Here is an 18,503-nt window from a genome sequence, read left to right on the forward strand (position 1 = left end):
CCGTCAGTCTTGCGACCGCCTAGCGCCTTCCCGGCCCTGGCCGCTTGTCGCCAAAGAATTCCTGGCGCAGGAAGGCCATTAGCTCGGCCGTATCCTCGACCCGCGCGCTGAGGTTGACGTTGCGCCCCAGGCGCCGCGATTCCCAGACGAAGTCGCCTGGTTTTTCGGCACGGATCAGCTGGATCATCTTCTTCAGGATGGCCGTTTCGATATCGGGTTCGTTGCCCAGCTCGACTTTTTCCTGCTTCAGCCAGTTGCGCTTGAAGTTGCCATTCCAGCCCTTGAACTTGACTTCGGCACTGAAGGACGTCTGGTTGACGATGGAAAACACCCCGCCAGAATCCTCGCGGTCACTGCCGGAATTGCGTCCCTGCGCGCCGGCGATATTCGCCTTGGCCACGCGCATGGCGCGGTCGTTTTCGCTCTCTTCGGCCGGCGGCGCGGGATTTTGCGCTTCGCGCTGCTTGCGGCGCTGCTCGATCATCGAGCTCATGTCTTCAGCCGGCGGCGGCGGCAACGGCACTTTCGATACCAGCGGCGGCGTAAATGTTTCCAGTTTCGGCTTGTCGCGCGGCACGTCTTTCGTCACCACGCGCTTGCTTGGCGCCGGTGGCGGTTTCACCTTGGCCACTTTCGTGTCCTTCGGCTTGGGCGTGGGTTTCGGTTGCGGCTTCGGTTGCGGCTTGTCCTTCAGGGGCGCGATGTAGACCATCGCGCTTTCCTTCTTCGGCGGTGGAATCTTTTCGATTTTGTCGCTACGAAACAGCACATACGCCGCCAGCAGCACGTGCAGCAAGACGGACACGCCAAGCGCCACCTTGCGCATGGTGCTGGTCCTGGACCCGTAGGCCGGTGGTGGCTGGATCACTTGCCCGCAGGTGGGACAAATATCGGAATCGGCAGCCAGCAAATGGGTCGTGTCATGCAAAATGAATCGTGCTTTCTGTGTAGCGACAAAAGTAATCTTACAGGGCAGCCATAGTGCCAGAGTCCCTTGCTTTTGGGAACACTTCCTCGGCATTTCCAACCCGAAGCGTACAGGATAGCGGCATTCCTTGCAGCGCTAGCCAGAGTACCCGAGCCGACTCTTGACGGTTGTTACCGTATGTATCATGGCCCATACAAAAGCGGCGCGCCATTCACAGGGGAAGGGCGCGCCGCTTACGGGTCATGGCAACACTCAAGCCTTGTTGTCGAGTGCGACCAGTTGCTCGTCCGTCAACGGCCCCGTGCCGCTGAACTTGTCCAGGAACAGATAGATGACGGGTGTAATGAACAGGGTAATGACTTGCGAGAAGATCAAGCCGCCCACCACGGCCAGGCCCAGCGGCTGGCGCAGTTCGGCGCCCGCGCCCAGGCCCAGGGCGATCGGCAAGGCGCCCATCAGGGCCGCCGCCGTGGTCATCATGATGGGGCGGAAACGCAGGATGCACGCCTGGCGGATGGCCTCAGGCGGGCTCATGCCTTCATTGCGCTGCGCATGCAGGGCGAAGTCGATCATCATGATGGCGTTCTTCTTGACGATGCCGATCAGCATCAGAATGCCGATGATGGCGATCATGGTCAGGTCCATATTGAACAGGCGCAGGGTCAGCAGCGCGCCCACGGCCGCCGACGGCAAGCCGGCCAGGATGGTCAGCGGGTGGATGTAGCTTTCGTACAAGACGCCCAGCAGCACATAGATCACGGCCAGCGCGGCGATGATGAGGATGATCTGGCTAGCCTGCGAGCTCTGGAAGACGGCCGCGTCGCCACCGTAGCGCGTGATGATGGAAGCCGGCAAGTTCATGTCCTTGGACATCACGTCGATCTTGCCGGTGGCGATGCCCAGCGGCACGTCCGGCGCCAGGTTGAAGGCGATCGTTACAGCCTGCAATTGCCCCTGGTGATTCACGGACGTGGGACCGATCGTGCGTTCCACGCGAGCAATACTGGACAATTTGACCAATTCGCCCGACTTGCTGCGCACGGACACGCGCGTGAGTGCATCGTCGTACTGGCGGTCCGCCGTGGCCGCTTCCAGGATCACGTAATAGCTGGCCGCCGAGGAATAAATGGTCGACACCTGGCGTTCGCCAAAGGCGCTGTACAGGGCCGTACGGATGTCGGACATCTGCACACCGAGCAAATTGGCCTTGTCGCGGTCAATTTTCAGCGAGGCTTGCAAACCCTTGATCTGGGAGTCGCTGGTAACGTCGCGGAAGGCGGGATCGGCACGCATGCCGGCAATAAATTTTTCAGCCCAGTCATTCAAGGCGTCGGGACTGACGCTTTGCAAGGTGTACTGGTAGCGGCTCTTACTCTGGCGCCCGCCCAGCTGCAAGTTTTGCACGGGACGGAAATACACGGCCATGCCAGGCACGGCACTGGTCGCGCGGCGCAGGTTTTCCAGCACCACGGGCATTTTCGGGCGCTCGCTGCGCGGTTTCAAGACCATGAACATGCGGCCCGTATTGCCGCCGCCGACGAAGGAGGTGACGTCCTGCACGCTGGGGTCGGCGCGGATCACCTCGGCCATGCGGTTCTGCAAGGCAAGCAACGCTTCCGAGGAAATATCTTCCGACGCTTCCGTATTCACCTGGATCTGGCCCAGGTCTTCCTCGGGGAAGAAGCCTTTCGGGATGGTGCTGTACAGGATCACCGTCAGGGCGAAGGTGACGACGGCAACGCCCAGCACCACGTTGCGGTGCGCCAGGGCCTTGTCGAGCATGAACACATAGCCATTGCGCAAGCGCGTAAAGCCCGCTTCGAAATGGCGGCCGATGAAGCTCTTTTCACCATGGCTGGGGTCGCTGTCGTTGTGCTCGCGCGAGTCGGCCGGCAGGAAGCGGCTGGCCAGCATCGGCACCAGGGTCAGCGAGACGATGGCCGACACCAGCACGGCCAGCGAGACGACGACGGCGAATTCGTGGAACAGCAGGCCGATGACGCCCGGCATGAAGAAGATGGGGATGAACACGGCCACCAGCGAGACGGAGATCGAAATGATGGTAAAGCCCATCTCTTTCGCCCCGTCCAGGGAGGCGCGGATGGGCTTCTTGCCCATCTCGATATGCCGCACGATGTTTTCCAGCACCACGATGGCATCGTCGACCACCAGGCCCACGGCCAGGGTAATGCCCAGCAGGGACACATTGTCGAGGCTGTAGCCGAGCCAGTACAGCAGGGCCAGCGCGCCCAGCAGAGAGATGGGCATGGTCACGGCCGGAATGAAGGTGGCAGCCGCGCGGTGCAGGAACAGGAAGATCACCAGAACCACCAGCACCACCGTCAGGGCCAGGGTCAGGTTGACATCGTGGATGGCTTCGCGGATCGACAGCGAGCGGTCATTGACCAGACTGATCTGTATCGACTGGGGCAGTTGTTCCTTGAAGCCGGGCAGCAAACGGCGCACGCCATCGACCACTTGCACGGTGTTGGCGTCCGGCTGACGCTGCACCATCAGGCTGATCGAGCGCTCGCCATTGAAACTGCCGGCCGCCTTGATCGATTGGAAACTGTCTTCGACCTCGGCGACTTCCTTCAGGCGCACGGGCTGGCCATTGCGCGTGGCGACGATCAGCTCGGCAAAGTCGGCCGCCTTCATCATCTGCGGATTGCCCTGGATGGTCAGCGTCTGGCTGGGGCCGTCAAGAATGCCCAGCGGCGAATTCGTGTTCGACGTGCGCAGCGCCGTGGCCAGCTCGTCCATCGTCAGGTTGCGCGCATTCATCAGGTCCGCACGGGCGCGCACGCGCACGGCGAAGCGCTTCTGGCCATTGACGATGACCTGGGCCACGCCAGGCAAAGTCGACAGGCTCGGGGCGATCAGGTTTTCCGCGTAATCGTTGAGGTCCGACAAGTTCAAAGATGGCGAGGTCAGTTGGATGAACAGCACCGGCGCGTCGGCCGGATTGACCTTGCGGTAGGACGGCAAGTCCGTCATTTCCGTGGGCAACTGGCGCTGCGCGCGCAGCAGAGCCGCCTGCACGTCGACGGCCGCTTCATTGACATTGATGCTGGCATCAAATTCCAGGGTCAGCGAGGTGTTGCCCAGCGTACTAGTCGAGGTGATCAGGCTGAGGCCGGAAATGGTGGAAAACTGCTTTTCCAGCGGCAAGGCTACCGAGGACGCCATGGTTTCCGGGCTGGCACCGGCCAGGTCGGCGCTGACGTTGATGACCGGCGTGTTATAGCTCGGCAAGGCCGCCACGGGAATCTGCAGATAGGCCAGCACGCCGGCCAGGATGATGGAGAGGGACAGCAGCACCACCATGGTGGGGCGGCGGATGCTCAGTTCGGACAGGTTCATGCTGGCTTGCCCTGCGCTGCGGCGGCGCCATCGGCGGCCTTGTGTTTGTCCGCCAGGCGCACCTTGCTGCCCGGACGCAGGTTTTGCTTGCCATCGACGATGACTTGCTCATCGCCGTTCAAGCCCGTGACGACGGCATTCGGCCCGAACGCGTACACGCGGGCGATCTTGCGCATCTTCGCCGTGTTGTCCGCTTCCATCGAGTAGACGAAAATGCCGGTGGTATTGGTGATGATGGCGTTTTGCGGGATGACCAGTGCATCCTTGAGGGTACGCACGGTCAGCTGCGTATTTACATACTGGCCAGGCCACAAGTCGGTGCCGCCATTATTGAAACGCGCCTTGACCTTGATCACGCCCGTGGTGGGATCGACAGCGTTGTCGATGAAACTCAGCTTGCCGTCGAGCTGCTTGCCGCCAGCGTCTGCCAGCAATGCCGTGACGGGCACCTCGCCCGCCTTTTGCGCCGCCAGCAAGGCCGACAAGCTGCTTTCCGGCAAGGTGAACGCCACGTCGATCGGGTCGAGCTGGGTGATGCTGGTGAGCGACGTGGTCGGCTGCACGAGACTGCCCGCGTAGACACTGATGGCCCCCACCCTGCCCCCTTGCGGCGCGCGCAGGACGGTGTAGCTGGAATCGACCTGGGCTGCACGCAAGGCAGCCTGGTCGGCGGCCAGCAGGGCACGCGCCGCGTCGAGCTGGCTTTGCAGGGTATCGACGGCGCCCTGGGCGATGAAATTCTTGCTCAGCAAATCCTGGTTGCGCTTGAGCTGGCGCTCCAGATCGGCCACCGAGGCGCGGTCGCGCAACACTTGCGCCTGCGCCTTGTCCACATTCGCGTGTTCGCTGCGCGCGTCCAGCGTGAACATCAGCTCGCCCTGCTTGACGAACTGGCCTTCGCGGATATGCACCTCGGTGATCGTGCTGGTGGTCTGCGGGTGCAAATCGACGCTGCTGATCGGCGTCACGCTGCCGTTCGCTTGCAGCAGCATCGGCACATCCTGGCGCAGCGGCTTGATCACGCTGACGGTGGTGGGCGCCTGCATGCCGCCCTTGCCTCCTTTGCCATCCTGGCCAGCGGCAGACCCGGCGGACTGATGATTGAAATACCAGATACCGCCGCCGATACACAGGGCCGCACCCACCACGATTGCCAGGCTAGTCTTTTTCATTGTTCTGTCACGCTGTCGCAGCGCAGGGCTGCAGGTTGAATGTAGTTGCCAGAGGGCATAAAGCGCAATATTGTCGCATGGAAATGCTCACTTTCCAGCGTAATACTCTGGCACGATGAGGGTGACTTCCAGTCCACCCTCGGCATGGTTTGCCAGCAAGACCGTGGCGCCATGCTGCTCGGCGATATTGCGCGCGATCGTCAGGCCCAGGCCGGTGCCGCCCGATTCACGCGAACGCGAAGTCTCGATGCGGTAGAACGGCTCGAACACTTTCGCCAGCTGGTCCGGCGCAATCCCGGGCCCGCCATCGCGGATGCGGATACGTGCCGCACCGGCAATGCGCTCGACGGTCACCTGCGCGTACGCGCCATATTTGACGGCGTTGTCGATCAGGTTCACCAGGCAGCGGCGCATGGCGATCGGGCGCGCCATCAGGGCCATGCCCGCACGGCCGTCTAGCGTTACTTTCTGACCGGCATCCGCCGCATCGGAACAGACGCTGTCGAGCAGCGAATCAAGGTCCAGCGCCTGCATCGCTTCCGTGCTGTCCATCGAGCGGGCCAGGTCCAGCCCTTCCTTGACCATGCTTTGCATGGCGGACAGGTCGCCCACCAGGCGGTCGTACAATTCCGTATCCGCCACTTTTTCCAGGCGCAGGCGCAAGCGCGTCAGCGGCGTCTGCAAGTCGTGCGTGATGGCGGCCAGCATCTGCGTGCGCTGTGAAATATGCTGGCGGATGCGTGCCTGCATGGCATTGAAGGCGGCGCTGGCCTGGCGGATTTCACTGGCGCCCGAGAGGGTCAGGGGCGGATGGTTGATGTCGTTGCCCAGGTCTTTCGCCGCCTGCGCCAGCTGCTTGAGCGGACGCATGGTCATGCGCGTGACCAGATAGGCGAGGATGGCAATGCTGATCAGGAATGGCAGCAGGGTCATCCAGTCGTTATGTTCGTTGAACGCGGGCTGCTGGCGCGGCGGCAAGACCATCAGGCGCAGCACGTGGCCATCCTGCATGCGCACGTCGAGATTCTCGCAAGTGCCGCCCCATGGCTTGGCGCCGAACATGCCCGGCGATTTGCGCGGCTCGATGCAGGCGGCCGGACGCTCGGCCAGCGCGGTGACCTTGAAGCCTTCGCCCAGCTTGGCTTGCAGGGCAGTGGAAAATTCCGTGGGCGAGCCCGGCTTGTGTTCCGTCTCGGGCCGCAGTTCCAGGCGCACGCTGCCCTTGTTGGCCACCTTCAGGTAGGCCGCGCGCGAGGCCATCGGCACCACGTCGGCCGCCATCACCAGCTGCTCGGCCCGCTCAACGGCGTGGTAATCGCGGTATTGCTCGATGGCGCGCTGGCGTTCGCCCACGGCCAGCCACTGCGTCAGCGCGGCCGAAGCGACAATGCCGATCAACAAGAACATGAAGACCCGGCCCGTCATCGACCCCAGGAAGGCCTTCACGCGTGCGGCTCCACATTGACTTGCCCGGCCAGCACATAACCGCCATTGCGCACGGTTTTGATAATTTGCGGCAAGCGCGCATCTTCACCGAGCTTTTGCCGCAAGCGGCTGATCTGGATGTCGATCGAACGGTCGAACGGATCCGCATCGCGGCCCTGTGTCAGGTTCAGCAGCTGGTCGCGGTTGAGCACGCGGTTCGGGTGTTCCAGGAACACGCGCAGCAGGCGAAATTCCGCCCCCGAGAGCATGATCACCAGGCCCGTGGGATTGAGCAAATGGCGCGCCGTCAGGTCCAGGGTCCAGCCGGAAAAGCGGATTTGCTGGGCCTTGTCCGACGGCACGTTCGACGGCATGGCATGGCTGCGGCGCAGCACGCTGCGTATGCGCGCCAGCAATTCGCGCGGCTCGAACGGTTTCGGCAGGTAATCGTCTGCGCCCATTTCCAGGCCCAGGATGCGGTCCAGCGGCTCATTGCGCGCTGTCAACATGATCACCGGCACCGTCGACTGCGCGCGCAGCTTGCGGCACAGGGTCAGGCCGTCGTCGCCGGGCAGGTTCAAGTCGAGCACGATCAGATCGGGCCGCGTTTCGTCGAGGATTTTCCACATGGCCGTGCCATCGGCCGCACCCAGGGTGCGGTAGGCGTTGGTTTCCAGGTAGTCCGCCAGCAAGCTGCGGATATCGCGGTCATCGTCGACGATGAGAATTGTAGAAGTGGGTTCCATAGAATGAATTATCCCCACTTCGCCAGGGCTTGCACAGCGCATTTGTATCGTCTTGTATATAGGGGAGCCGAAGAAACATATAGATACAAACTGTCTGGCAGCGGACACTTCGGGGAAACATGGCGCGTCCAACATGGATTCATGTGCAGCACATGTACATTTCTCAATACTTATAAAGGAATCCAGATGAACGCCTCAATGAAAACCTTGCGCAAAAATGTGATCATCGCCATGAGCGTGCTGAGCATGGGTGCGGCATCGCTGACCGTCCACGCCCAGGAAGCGGCCGCCAGCGCGCCAGCTGCCAGTACCCAGGCCAAGCCCATGCATGAAGGCCACCGTGGCGGCCCGCGCGGCGAACGTAGCGGCAATCCCGCCGAACGCATGGCCAAGTACCAGGCCCGTTTGCATGACAAACTGAAGCTGACAGCCGCGCAGGAACCGGCCTGGGCCACGTTCACGGCCGCCAACGCGCCGAAAAAACCGATGGGTGACTGGAAAGCCAAGCGCGAAGCCATGGCCAAGCTGTCGGCGCCGGAACGCATGGAGCAGTGGATCGCCATGTCGAAGGAGCGCATCGCCAGCCAGGAAAGCCGATTGGCTGCGCTGAAAACGTTTTACGCGGTGCTGACGCCGGAACAGAAGAAAGTGCTGGATGACAGCGTGCCTGGTGGCAAAGATGGCGGCATGCGCGGCCACCATCGTGGTCATGGTGCACACCATAAAGCAGGCTGAGCGTAGGTCGGATTAGCGGCGGAACGCCGCGTAATCCGACAACATTGTTGCGGTGTGCGGTGGTGTCGGGTTACGCCCTGGCGGGCTAACCCGACCTACCTCGACCTACCCCGACCTGCCCAACCTACCCGCCTACTCTTCCAGCTTGCGCAGCGAGGTCAGGAAGGTTGCGGCATTCTGGAAGCCGATCACGCGCGACTGGGCAATCTCCTGCCCCTGCGGGTTGAACATGATGATGCCCGGCGGGCCGAACAGCTGGAAACGCTTCAGCATGGCCTTGTCGTCCGCGTCATTGGCCGTCACATCCACTTGCAGCAGCACGGCTCGCCCCATCTTCTCGCGCACGGCGGGATCGACGAAGGTCAGTTTTTCCATCTCGATACAGGACACGCACCAGTCGGCATAAAAGTCCAGCAGGGCCGGCTTGCCGTTCAGCTGGGCCAGCGCCGCGTCGAGCTGCGCCACGGTTTTTACGCGCGTAAATGGCTGCGCATGGACCTGGCCACCACCGAGGTGCGCCAGCGGCGCCAAGGGGTCGCGGCCACCGCTGGCCACGCCGACCAGTTGCATCGCGCCCAGCACGGCAAACACCAGGCCGAAGGCCTTCGCCACCCAGGCGTGCTGCGCGCCGCTTTTACCCACCAGCAGATACATGCCATAGCCGACAAACAAGACGGTCCAGCCCAGCATTTGCACGGCGCCCGGCAAGACGGGCGAGACCAGCCACCAGGCTACGCCCAGTTGCAGCACGCCAAAAAAGCGCTTGACGGCATCCATCCAGGCGCCGGCGCGCGGCAGCAAGGTGCCGGCCGACACGCCCACCAGGATCAACGGCACGCTCATGCCCACCGCCATGGCAAACAAGGCGCCGCCGCCGATGATGACGTCGCGCGTCTGGCTGATGTACAGCAAGGCGCCAGCCAGCGGCGCGGCCACGCACGGGCCCACGATCAGGGCGGAAATGGCACCCATGACGAACACGCCCGCCAGGCGGCCCGACGATTGCTGGTTCGACACGGAGGTCAGCTTGCCTTGCAGGAAAGCCGGCACTTGCAGTTCATAAAAACCGAACATCGACAGCGCCAGGCCCGCCATCAGCAAGGCGAAGAAGCCCAGCACCCACGGGTTTTGCAGCTTGGCCGCCAGGCCTTCGCCAGCCAGGCCGGCCGCCACGCCCAGCGCCGTGTAGACAATCGCCATGCCCAGCGCGTAGGTGAGCGACAGCAGCAAGCCACGCGAACGGCTGACCTTGGCGCCATCGCCGATGATGATCGACGACAAAATCGGCACCATCGGCAGCACGCAGGGCGTAAACGCCAGACCCAGGCCCAGCAGCATGAACAGGGGCACGATGACCAGCAGCTTGCCGCCCTTCAGGGCCGACTCGATCTTGCCCATCTCGTTTTGTGCCGGCGCAGGGGCTGCCGCCACGGGCGCCGCTGCCGCGTCCGGCGTGCTGGTGATGTCCGCCTGGGGAATGCTCATCACGGATACGCCAGGCGAGGCCTGCGCCTGTGGGCCGTTGACGGCCGCCGTGTCGACTGCCGGCGCGGCCGGCAAGGCGAACTTCGACGGCAGGCCGGCGCCTGGCGCCTGGCTCTGGCCCCCACCACCACCACCGACCAGCTGCGCCGTGGCGTCCTGCGGCGCATAGCACAGGCCTTTGTCGGAACAGCCCTGTCCCGTCGCCTTCAGGGTGAAGGCGCCAGCCGCTTCCACGGGAATCGTGATGGTCAGGGTCTTGCGGAAGGTTTCTACGTTCTTCTGGAAGGTGTCGTCGAATTTGACTTTGCCTTTCGGATACACGGGCGTGCCCAGCTTGGCGCCCACGGCCTCGAACTTGAAGCGCTCGTGGTACATATAGTAGCCATCGGCAATCACATAGGTGACGGCGATGGTGGCCGGGTCCTGCATGCGCGCGGAAAACTTGAAAGCCAGTTCCGGGTCGAGGAATTCATCATCGGCGCGGGCATGGCCCGTGCCAAAGATGGCCATGGCCAGCAATAAACAGGTGGCAAACCAGAGCAGCAGTTGACGTAAGGGGGCGGCGCGCGCAGTGGCGCTGGAAGGAAAACGGGACATGAACGACCTTTTTCTGCGGCATCAGCTGTGCCATTCAACAAGAGACGCGCGGGGCGTGCAGTGGCTGCAGGGCCGGCGCGAAAGGTGAATAGTACACTGCAGTAAGAATAGCTGCAGCAGAAAACAAAAAAGCCAGGCTAGGCCTGGCTTCTCAGATGCGGCTACTGGGATTACTCGCCAGCAACTTCAACTGCTTCGGTCGTATCTGGACGATCCATCAGTTCAACGAACGCCATAGGAGCGTTATCGCCGACGCGGAAACCCATTTTCAGGATACGCACATAACCACCGTTACGGTTGGCGAAACGTGGGCCCAGTTCAGCGAACAGTTTGACGACCATTTCACGGTCGCGCAGGCGGTTGAAGGCCAGACGCTTGTTTGCCAGGGAGTCGGTTTTGCCCAGGGTCAGAATTGGCTCGACAACGCGGCGCAGTTCTTTTGCTTTTGGCAGGGTGGTTTTGATCGCTTCGTGACGCAGCAGCGATACTGTCATGTTGCGCAGCATTGCCAGACGGTGGGACGAGGTACGATTCAGTTTACGGAGGCCGTGACCGTGACGCATGATAAATCCTTTCGGTGAGTGTTTAAATGCCAGTTCTTCGATCGGCTGGGCGGGAAACCCGTACAGCCGCGGACCGGTTTGGTACTACAAAATAAAAGCCTGGGACACCTGTCCCAGGCAGTTTGCTACAACTACGAATAACGATTACTTTTCCAGGCCGGCAGGCGGCCAGTTTTCCAGCTTCATGCCCAAGGTCAAGCCGCGCGATGCCAGCACTTCCTTGATTTCGTTCAGGGATTTGCGGCCCAGGTTTGGCGTTTTCAGCAGTTCGTTTTCCGAACGTTGGATCAGGTCGCCGATGTAGTAGATGTTTTCCGCTTTCAGGCAGTTCGCCGAACGCACGGTCAACTCCAGGTCGTCGACTGGACGCAACAGGATAGGATCGACCAGCGGAGCGCGCGATGGCGCTTCGGCGGCGGCTTCCGTGCCTTCCAGGGCAGCGAACACATTCAACTGGTCCACCAGAACGCGGGCCGACTGGCGGATCGCTTCTTCCGGCGAGATTACGCCGTTGGTTTCGATGTTGATGATCAGCTTGTCCAGGTCGGTGCGCTGTTCAACGCGGGCCGATTCAACGAAGTACGATACGCGGCGCACTGGCGAGAACGACGCGTCCAGGATGATGCGGCCGATGGTCTTGTTGGTGTCTTCCGACAGGCGACGCACGTTACCAGGAACGTAGCCGCGGCCTTTTTCAACCTTGATCTGCATGTCCAGCTTGCCACCGGCGGTCAGGTGGGCGATCACGTGGTCAGGGTTGATCAGTTCGACGTCATGCGGCAGGTCGATGTCGGAGGCCAGGATCGCGCCTTCGCCTTCTTTTTTCAGGGTCAGGGTTACCGAATCGCGGTTGTGGACTTTGAAAACCACACCCTTCAAGTTCAGCAACAGATCGACGACGTCTTCTTGCACGCCATCGAGGGAAGAATATTCGTGGACGACGCCAGCGATCGTCACTTCGGTCGGCGCGTAGCCTACCATCGACGACAGCAGAACGCGGCGCAACGCGTTACCCAATGTGTGGCCATAGCCGCGCTCGAACGGTTCCATCACGACCTTGGCGTGACCTGCACCGAGAGCTTCAACATCGATAATACGTGGCTTCAACAAACTGTTTTGCATGAAATGTCCTTTTCAATACCCTCGGCTCATTACACCGATAAGGCTGATGGCATTAGTAAAACGCCCACTCAAGAAGGTGAGTGGGCGGGAGTCTTGCTAACTACTATTAACGCGAGTACAGCTCGACGATCAGCGATTCGTTGACGTCGTTAGCGATTTCGTTACGCTCTGGCAGGGACTTGAAGGTACCTTCCATTTTCTTGGCATCAACCGAAACCCAGCTAGGCATACCAACTTGTTCAGCCAGCGACAGTGCTTCAACGATACGCACTTGCTTTTTCGATTTTTCACGAACAGCGATGATGTCACCAACTTTAACTGCGTACGAAGCGATGTTCACAACGATACCGTTCACGGTGAACGCTTTGTGGCTGACCAGTTGACGCGCTTCAGCGCGGGTCGAGCCAAAGCCCATGCGGTAGCAAACGTTGTCCAGACGCGTTTCCAGCAACTTCAACAGCGTTTCGCCGGTGTTGCCTTTACGACGGTCTGCTTCAGCGAAGTAGCGGCGGAATTGACGTTCCAGCACGCCGTACATGCGCTTGACTTTTTGCTTTTCGCGCAGTTGGTTACCGTAGTCCGAGGTGCGGGCGCCGGATTTGACACCGTGCTGGCCTGGCTTGACGTCCAGTTTGCACTTGCTGTCCAGCGAGCGACGTGCGCTCTTCAGGAACAGGTCTGTACCTTCACGGCGGGAAAGTTTTGCTTTAGGTCCGATATAACGTGCCACGATACTTCCTTTTTTTAAATGATAACGCCCCAGCCACATGCATGATCAAACACACTGATGCGGTTAGGCGCTAGTCTGATTTGGTTTCAATCAGACGGTGGCTGAAAACGAAAAACCCGTCAAACAGGATTTGACAGGCAAGAACAGCCGGGCAGTATAACCGTTTCCGGCTCCCTGCTCCAGCGTTTTCACACAACTGTACTGAGTTACAACAGACAGCAAAGCAGCTGGCGCCGAAGCGCCCTCTGCAACACTATCTTAGATACGACGACGTTTCGGTGGACGGCAACCGTTGTGCGGTACCGGCGTCACGTCCTGGATCTCGGTGATCTTGATGCCCAGGTTGTTCAGCGCGCGAACGGCGGATTCACGACCAGGACCTGGGCCCTTGATACGTACTTCCAGGTTCTTCACGCCACACTCAACAGCAACTTTACCAGCGGCTTCCGCGGCGACCTGCGCTGCGAATGGGGTCGATTTACGCGAACCCTTGAAGCCTGCACCGCCGGAGGTAGCCCACGACAAGGCATTGCCTTGACGATCGGTGATGGTAATGATGGTGTTATTGAACGATGCGTGGACATGTGCGATGCCTTCAGCGACGTTCTTTTTAACTTTTTTACGCACGCGTGCTGATGCGGCGTTATTTTGCGACTTAGCCATAATTATTCCCTAGCGGATTATTTTTTCAGCGATTGAGCGGCTTTACGCGGTCCCTTGCGGGTACGTGCGTTCGTACGCGTACGCTGGCCACGGCAAGGCAGACCCTTACGATGACGCATGCCGCGGTAGCAACCCAGATCCATCAAACGCTTGATGTTCATGGACAGTTCACGACGCAGATCGCCTTCGACGATGAATTTACCTACTTCATCGCGCAGCTTTTCCAGTTCGCTGTCATCCAGATCTTTGATCTTTTTGTTGGTTGCTACACCGGTCGATGCACAGATTTTCTCTGCGCGTGGACGGCCCACACCGTAGATGGCCGTCAGGCCGATAACGGTATGCTGATGATTTGGGATATTAACCCCTGCAATACGTGCCATTTGTTATTCCTCGATTAACCTTGACGCTGCTTGTGACGTGGTTCCACGCAGATAACGCGGACTACGCCTTTGCGCTTGATGATCTTGCAGTTGCGGCAGATCCGCTTGACTGATGCGAGAACTTTCATTTTTGGGCTCTTTCTTTCGCTTCTTTGGTTTGATTCAGTGTGTTACTTGGTACGGAACACAATGCGGGCTCGGCTCAGGTCGTACGGCGTCAACTCCACCGTCACCTTGTCTCCAGGGAGAATGCGAATATAATTCATCCGCATTTTACCTGAAATATGCCCGAGCACCACGTGTCCGTTCTCCAGCTTCACTCGAAATGTTGCATTTGGGAGATTCTCAAGAATCTCGCCCTGCATCTGTATGACGTCGTCTTTTGCCATTCGGTATGTTTACCGCGCTTAACGCGTCGGAATTCCGCCCTTGAAATTTGCTTTGCGCAGCAGCGAATCATATTGCTGCGACATCACGTAGTTCTGTACTTGCGCCATGAAATCCATGGTGACAACTACAATAATCAATAAAGAAGTACCGCCGAAATAGAATGGTACTTTCCACTGGGCTTGCATAAATTCCGGCAATAAACACACCAGGGTGATGTAGACTGCGCCGGCAAGTGTCAAGCGTGTCAGGATCTTGTCGATGTAACGGGCTGTCTGCTCGCCTGGACGGATCCCGGGAATGAACGCACCGCTTTTCTTCAAGTTGTCCGCTGTTTCCTTGCTGTTAAATACCAGCGCTGTATAGAAGAAACAGAAAAACACGATCGCCACTGCGTACAACAGCGCATGGATAGGCTCACCAGGCCCCATCGATGCTGCCAAATCTTTCAAGAACCGCACCGCAGGGTTAGCGTTGTCGGCGCCCTTTGAAAACCAGTCCACGATAGTGGCCGGGAACAAGATGATCGAAGAAGCAAAGATCGGCGGGATCACGCCGGCCATGTTCAGCTTCAACGGCAAATGGCTGGTTTGACCGCCATAAATCTTGTTGCCTACCTGGCGCTTCGCGTAATTGACCAATATTTTGCGCTGACCACGTTCGACGAATACAACGAAGTACGTTACCAGTGCTACCAGGATCACGATGAAAATCGCGCTGAAGCTGCTGATCGAACCATTCGACACCTGAGTGAACAAGCCACCCAACGCCGACGGCAGACCGGCTGCAATCCCGGCAAAAATGATGATCGAGATGCCATTCCCCAAGCCACGCTCGGTAATTTGCTCACCCAACCACATCAAAAACATTGTTCCGGTCAACAAAGTGACGACCGTCACGAAGCGGAATGCAAGACCAGGTTCCAACACCAGACCAGCTTGCGACTCCAGTGCGACTGCAATGCCTAACGCTTGGAACAGTGCCAGGGCAACCGTGAAATACCGGGTGTACTGGGTGATCTTGCGACGACCTGCTTCGCCTTCTTTTTTCAACGCTTCCATCTGCGGTGACACGATCGACAGCAATTGCATGATGATCGAGGCCGAGATATAAGGCATGATACCCAACGCAAACACTGTAAAACGAGACAAGGCACCGCCCGAGAACATGTTGAACATGCCCAGGACGCCGCCTTCGTGCTCCTTGAACAGCGAGGCTAATTGTGTCGGGTCAATCCCGGGAACCGGGACGTGAGCACCGATACGATAAACCACCAATGCGCCAAGCAAAAACCAGAGCCGTCCCCAAGGGAAACCGGCCGCTGCACTTTTAGCAAGTTGTGGATTAGTCGCCAATTTTCGCTCCGATCAAGCTGTTAGCGGTCAACTCAGGCTACCGAGCCGCCGGCTGCTTCGATGGCTGCTTTCGCGCCAGCGGACACTTTCAAGCCCTTCAAATTCACCGCTTTGGTGATTTCGCCGGACAAGATCACGCGCACGTCACGGGCCAACACGCCCAGAACGCCAGCTTGCTTCAAGACCAGAATGTCGACATCGCCAACAGCCAGGTTGTTCAGATCGGACAGGCGCACTTCAGCTTTGAAGGTTGCGTGCATCGATTTGAAACCGCGCTTAGGCAGACGGCGTTGCAGAGGCATCTGACCGCCTTCGAAACCGACTTTATGAAAGCCGCCCGAACGCGATTTCTGACCTTTGTGACCACGACCCGAGGTTTTACCCAGGCCGGAGCCGATACCGCGACCGACGCGACGCTTGTAGTGCTTAGCGCCTTCGGCTGGTGCAATAGTATTCAATTCCATGATTTGCTCCGTTCGTGTAAGCCCGAAGGCTTACCCGACAACTTTAACGAGATACGATACTTTATTGATCATGCCGCGTACGGATGGGGTGTCTTGCAATTCGGAAACCGAATTTACACGACGCAGACCCAGACCGCGCACGGTAGCGCGATGCGATTCGCGCGTACCGATCAAGCCCTTGACCAATTGCACTTTGACTGTGTTTGTCATTTTGTCCACCTTAAGCCAGAATGTCTTCGACCGACTTGCCGCGCTTGGCAGCGATATCGGAAGCAGTGCTCATTTTCGACAGGCCGTCCAGCGTAGCGCGTACCAGGTTGTATGGGTTGTTCGAACCGGTGGATTTCGCCACCACGTCCGTCACGCCCATCACTTCGAAGATAGCGCGCATTGCGCCACCAGCGATAACGCCAGTACCAGGCTTAGCTGGGTTCATCAGGACCTTGGAGGCGCCGTGACGACCAACAACCGTGTGATGCAAGGTGCCGTTTTTGAGCGGTACTTTGATCAGGTTGCGACGGGCTTCTTCCATTGCCTTCTGCACGCCAACTGGCACTTCTTTCGATTTGCCCTTGCCCATGCCGACGCGGCCATCGCCATCACCAACTACGGTCAGCGCGGCGAAACCCATGATACGACCACCCTTGACCACTTTGGTCACGCGGTTGATCGCGATCATTTTTTCGCGCATGCCATCATCCGGCTTGTCGCTTTGCATTTTTGCTTGCATTTTTGCCATGATTGATCCTTAGAACTTCAGACCGGCTTCGCGTGCGGCTTCTGCCAACGCTTTCACACGGCCGTGGTAACGGAAACCGGAGCGGTCGAACGCAACTTCGGTAATTCCTGCTTTCAACGCTTTTTCAGCGACGCGCTTGCCGATCAAGGCTGCAGCAGCGGCATTGCCGCCTTTGCCGGATTGGCCTGCCAGTTCAGCGCGAACTTCCGCTTCAGCCGTCGAGGCCGAAACCAGGACTTTAGCGTCCGGGCTGATCAGGTTGGCGTAAATGTGCAGGTTGGTGCGATGCACCGACAAGCGATTTACTTTCAATTCCGCAATCTTGATGCGGGTTTGGCGTCCGCGGCGAAGCCGTGATTCTTTCTTATCCATCGTCAGCCCCTAATTACTTCTTCTTGGTTTCTTTAAGCTTAACCACTTCGTCCGCATAGCGAACGCCCTTGCCTTTATAAGGCTCAGGAGCGCGGTAAGCACGAACTTCAGCGGCTACCTGGCCAACCTGTTGACGGTCGATACCTTTAATCAGGATCTCGGTCGGGGTTGGTGTTGCGCAGGTAACGCCAGCTGGCATGTCATGCACTACAGGGTGCGAGAAACCCAGGGACAGATTCAGCTTGTCGCCTTGAGCTTGCGCCTTGTAACCCACGCCTACCAGGTTCAGCTTTTTCTCGAAACCCTTGGTGACGCCAACAACCATGTTGTTGACCAGTGCGCGCAGCGTGCCGGACATGGCATTGGCTTCGCGGCTGTCGTTCGCCACGTCGAAACTCAGGGTTCCTGCATTGTTTTCCACTTTAACCTGGCCGGTAAGGGCCTGGGAAAGTACGCCCAGCGGGCCTTTTACGGTGATCGCTTGTGCGGAGATGGCGACTTCGGCGCCAACTGGCACTACGATAGGCATTTTAGCTACTCGAGACATGTGTAACTCCTTAAGCCACGTAGCAAATAACTTCGCCGCCGACACCGGTAGCGCGTGCTTTGCGGTCAGTCATGACGCCTTGCGGAGTCGACACGATCGCCACACCCAAGCCATTCATCACAACAGGGATCTCGTCTTTACCCTTGTAGACGCGCAGGCCCGGACGGGACACGCGCTCCAAGCGCTCAATGACGGGACGGCCAACATAATACTTCAAACCGATTTTCAGTTCCGCTTTGCCACCAGCTTCGGCAACAGCGAAATCTTCAATGTAACCCTCGTCCTTCAGGACGCTGGCAATCGCAATTTTGACTTTCGACGATGGCATGGCCACGGTCGTCTTTTGCACGCCTTGTGCATTGCGAATGCGGGTCAGCATATCGGCGATAGGATCGCTCATACTCATTGCATATTCTCCTATTACCAGCTTGCTTTTGTCATACCCGGAATTTCACCACGCATGGCGAATTCACGGAGCTTGATACGACCCAGACCGAATTTACGGAATGTGCCGCGCGGACGACCAGTGATGGCGCAACGGTTACGTTGACGCGTCGGGTTCGAGTTACGTGGCAGCGCCTGCAGTTTCAGGCGAGCTTCGTAGCGCTCTTCTTCCGATTTCGATTGGTCATCGACGATGGCCTTGAGAGCTTCGCGCTTAGGGGCGAATTTCGCCACCAGGTCAGCACGCTTGATCTCACGATTAATCAGTGACAGTTTGGCCATG

Annotated in this window: 22 protein-coding genes; 1 reads left to right on the forward strand and 21 read right to left on the reverse strand. The window is 59.0% G+C overall.

Annotated features, from left to right (window positions below; translation table 11 throughout):
- Positions 1 to 19 precede the first annotated feature (19 nt).
- The 5 genes from ACQ4WR_RS21835 to ACQ4WR_RS21855 all read right to left on the reverse strand — a co-directional run bounded on the left by ACQ4WR_RS21835 (position 20) and on the right by ACQ4WR_RS21855 (position 7,634).
- Positions 20 to 928 carry a hypothetical protein gene (locus ACQ4WR_RS21835; protein WP_436489904.1) on the reverse strand — a complete coding sequence of 303 codons (909 nt, stop codon included), beginning with the start codon at positions 926 to 928 and terminating at the stop codon, positions 20 to 22.
- A 252-nt stretch (positions 929 to 1,180) separates the two neighbouring features.
- Positions 1,181 to 4,291, reverse strand: coding sequence for an efflux RND transporter permease subunit (locus ACQ4WR_RS21840; protein WP_102292479.1), 3,111 nt, complete (start codon positions 4,289 to 4,291; stop codon positions 1,181 to 1,183).
- Complete coding sequence (locus tag ACQ4WR_RS21845; protein ID WP_436489907.1) at positions 4,288 to 5,463, reverse strand: efflux RND transporter periplasmic adaptor subunit; 1,176 nt, start codon at positions 5,461 to 5,463, stop codon at positions 4,288 to 4,290. The genes ACQ4WR_RS21840 and ACQ4WR_RS21845 overlap by 4 nt, the downstream gene beginning before the upstream one ends.
- Before the next feature lie 87 nt (positions 5,464 to 5,550).
- Positions 5,551 to 6,909 carry an ATP-binding protein gene (locus ACQ4WR_RS21850; RefSeq protein WP_102292481.1) on the reverse strand — a complete coding sequence of 453 codons (1,359 nt, stop codon included), beginning with the start codon at positions 6,907 to 6,909 and terminating at the stop codon, positions 5,551 to 5,553.
- A complete protein-coding gene (locus ACQ4WR_RS21855; protein WP_035824023.1) occupies positions 6,906 to 7,634 on the reverse strand; it encodes a response regulator in 729 nt (242 codons plus the stop codon). The genes ACQ4WR_RS21850 and ACQ4WR_RS21855 overlap by 4 nt, the downstream gene beginning before the upstream one ends.
- A gap of 186 nt (positions 7,635 to 7,820) precedes the next feature.
- On the opposite strand from ACQ4WR_RS21855, the gene ACQ4WR_RS21860 reads away from it, so the two are divergent.
- Complete coding sequence (locus tag ACQ4WR_RS21860) at positions 7,821 to 8,369, forward strand: Spy/CpxP family protein refolding chaperone (RefSeq protein ID WP_436489909.1); 549 nt, start codon at positions 7,821 to 7,823, stop codon at positions 8,367 to 8,369.
- Positions 8,370 to 8,501: 132 nt separating this feature from the next.
- Here the strand turns inward: ACQ4WR_RS21860 and dsbD are convergent, their stop codons facing one another.
- The 16 genes from dsbD to rpsN form a co-directional block, all read right to left on the reverse strand.
- On the reverse strand, positions 8,502 to 10,451 hold the full coding sequence (gene dsbD, locus ACQ4WR_RS21865) for a protein-disulfide reductase DsbD (RefSeq protein ID WP_102292483.1): 1,950 nt from the start codon (positions 10,449 to 10,451) through the stop codon (positions 8,502 to 8,504).
- Between the two features lie 170 nt (positions 10,452 to 10,621).
- Positions 10,622 to 11,014 (reverse strand): 50S ribosomal protein L17, encoded by a 393-nt coding sequence (gene rplQ, locus ACQ4WR_RS21870; RefSeq protein WP_034753219.1) that lies wholly within the window; start codon positions 11,012 to 11,014, stop codon positions 10,622 to 10,624.
- A gap of 144 nt (positions 11,015 to 11,158) precedes the next feature.
- Positions 11,159 to 12,136 carry a DNA-directed RNA polymerase subunit alpha gene (locus ACQ4WR_RS21875; protein ID WP_008444343.1) on the reverse strand — a complete coding sequence of 326 codons (978 nt, stop codon included), beginning with the start codon at positions 12,134 to 12,136 and terminating at the stop codon, positions 11,159 to 11,161.
- 106 nt (positions 12,137 to 12,242) lie between these two features.
- Entirely contained in the window at positions 12,243 to 12,866 is a 624-nt protein-coding gene (gene rpsD / locus ACQ4WR_RS21880) for a 30S ribosomal protein S4 (protein WP_071325659.1), read from the reverse strand.
- Positions 12,867 to 13,124: 258 nt separating this feature from the next.
- Entirely contained in the window at positions 13,125 to 13,529 is a 405-nt protein-coding gene (rpsK, locus tag ACQ4WR_RS21885; protein ID WP_010394475.1) for a 30S ribosomal protein S11, read from the reverse strand.
- 17 nt (positions 13,530 to 13,546) lie between these two features.
- Complete coding sequence (rpsM, locus tag ACQ4WR_RS21890) at positions 13,547 to 13,912, reverse strand: 30S ribosomal protein S13 (RefSeq protein ID WP_046681666.1); 366 nt, start codon at positions 13,910 to 13,912, stop codon at positions 13,547 to 13,549.
- A gap of 14 nt (positions 13,913 to 13,926) precedes the next feature.
- Positions 13,927 to 14,040: a 50S ribosomal protein L36 gene (gene rpmJ, locus ACQ4WR_RS21895; protein ID WP_010394471.1), complete on the reverse strand. Its 114-nt coding sequence runs from the start codon at positions 14,038 to 14,040 to the stop codon at positions 13,927 to 13,929.
- A 42-nt stretch (positions 14,041 to 14,082) separates the two neighbouring features.
- Positions 14,083 to 14,301 (reverse strand): translation initiation factor IF-1, encoded by a 219-nt coding sequence (infA, locus tag ACQ4WR_RS21900; protein WP_005663428.1) that lies wholly within the window; start codon positions 14,299 to 14,301, stop codon positions 14,083 to 14,085.
- An 18-nt stretch (positions 14,302 to 14,319) separates the two neighbouring features.
- The gene (gene secY / locus ACQ4WR_RS21905; RefSeq protein ID WP_071325660.1) at positions 14,320 to 15,654 is read right to left on the reverse strand and encodes a preprotein translocase subunit SecY; all 1,335 of its coding nucleotides are present in this window, start codon (positions 15,652 to 15,654) and stop codon (positions 14,320 to 14,322) included.
- Positions 15,655 to 15,686: 32 nt separating this feature from the next.
- Complete coding sequence (rplO, locus tag ACQ4WR_RS21910) at positions 15,687 to 16,118, reverse strand: 50S ribosomal protein L15 (protein WP_034753211.1); 432 nt, start codon at positions 16,116 to 16,118, stop codon at positions 15,687 to 15,689.
- A 30-nt stretch (positions 16,119 to 16,148) separates the two neighbouring features.
- Complete coding sequence (rpmD, locus tag ACQ4WR_RS21915) at positions 16,149 to 16,328, reverse strand: 50S ribosomal protein L30 (RefSeq protein WP_010394435.1); 180 nt, start codon at positions 16,326 to 16,328, stop codon at positions 16,149 to 16,151.
- Positions 16,329 to 16,338: 10 nt separating this feature from the next.
- A complete protein-coding gene (gene rpsE, locus ACQ4WR_RS21920) occupies positions 16,339 to 16,857 on the reverse strand; it encodes a 30S ribosomal protein S5 (protein WP_010394433.1) in 519 nt (172 codons plus the stop codon).
- Between the two features lie 9 nt (positions 16,858 to 16,866).
- Positions 16,867 to 17,229, reverse strand: coding sequence for a 50S ribosomal protein L18 (gene rplR, locus ACQ4WR_RS21925; RefSeq protein ID WP_010394431.1), 363 nt, complete (start codon positions 17,227 to 17,229; stop codon positions 16,867 to 16,869).
- A gap of 13 nt (positions 17,230 to 17,242) precedes the next feature.
- Positions 17,243 to 17,776 carry a 50S ribosomal protein L6 gene (rplF, locus tag ACQ4WR_RS21930; RefSeq protein ID WP_436489912.1) on the reverse strand — a complete coding sequence of 178 codons (534 nt, stop codon included), beginning with the start codon at positions 17,774 to 17,776 and terminating at the stop codon, positions 17,243 to 17,245.
- A gap of 10 nt (positions 17,777 to 17,786) precedes the next feature.
- Positions 17,787 to 18,182, reverse strand: a complete 396-nt coding sequence (rpsH, locus tag ACQ4WR_RS21935) for a 30S ribosomal protein S8 (RefSeq protein ID WP_034753208.1) — start codon at positions 18,180 to 18,182, stop codon at positions 17,787 to 17,789.
- Between the two features lie 14 nt (positions 18,183 to 18,196).
- The gene (gene rpsN, locus ACQ4WR_RS21940) at positions 18,197 to 18,502 is read right to left on the reverse strand and encodes a 30S ribosomal protein S14 (protein WP_010394423.1); all 306 of its coding nucleotides are present in this window, start codon (positions 18,500 to 18,502) and stop codon (positions 18,197 to 18,199) included.
- Between the last annotated feature and the right edge of the window lies 1 nt (position 18,503).

It is taken from the genome of Janthinobacterium amylolyticum, from assembly GCF_051380655.1.
Lineage (GTDB): Bacteria > Pseudomonadota > Gammaproteobacteria > Burkholderiales > Burkholderiaceae_D > Janthinobacterium.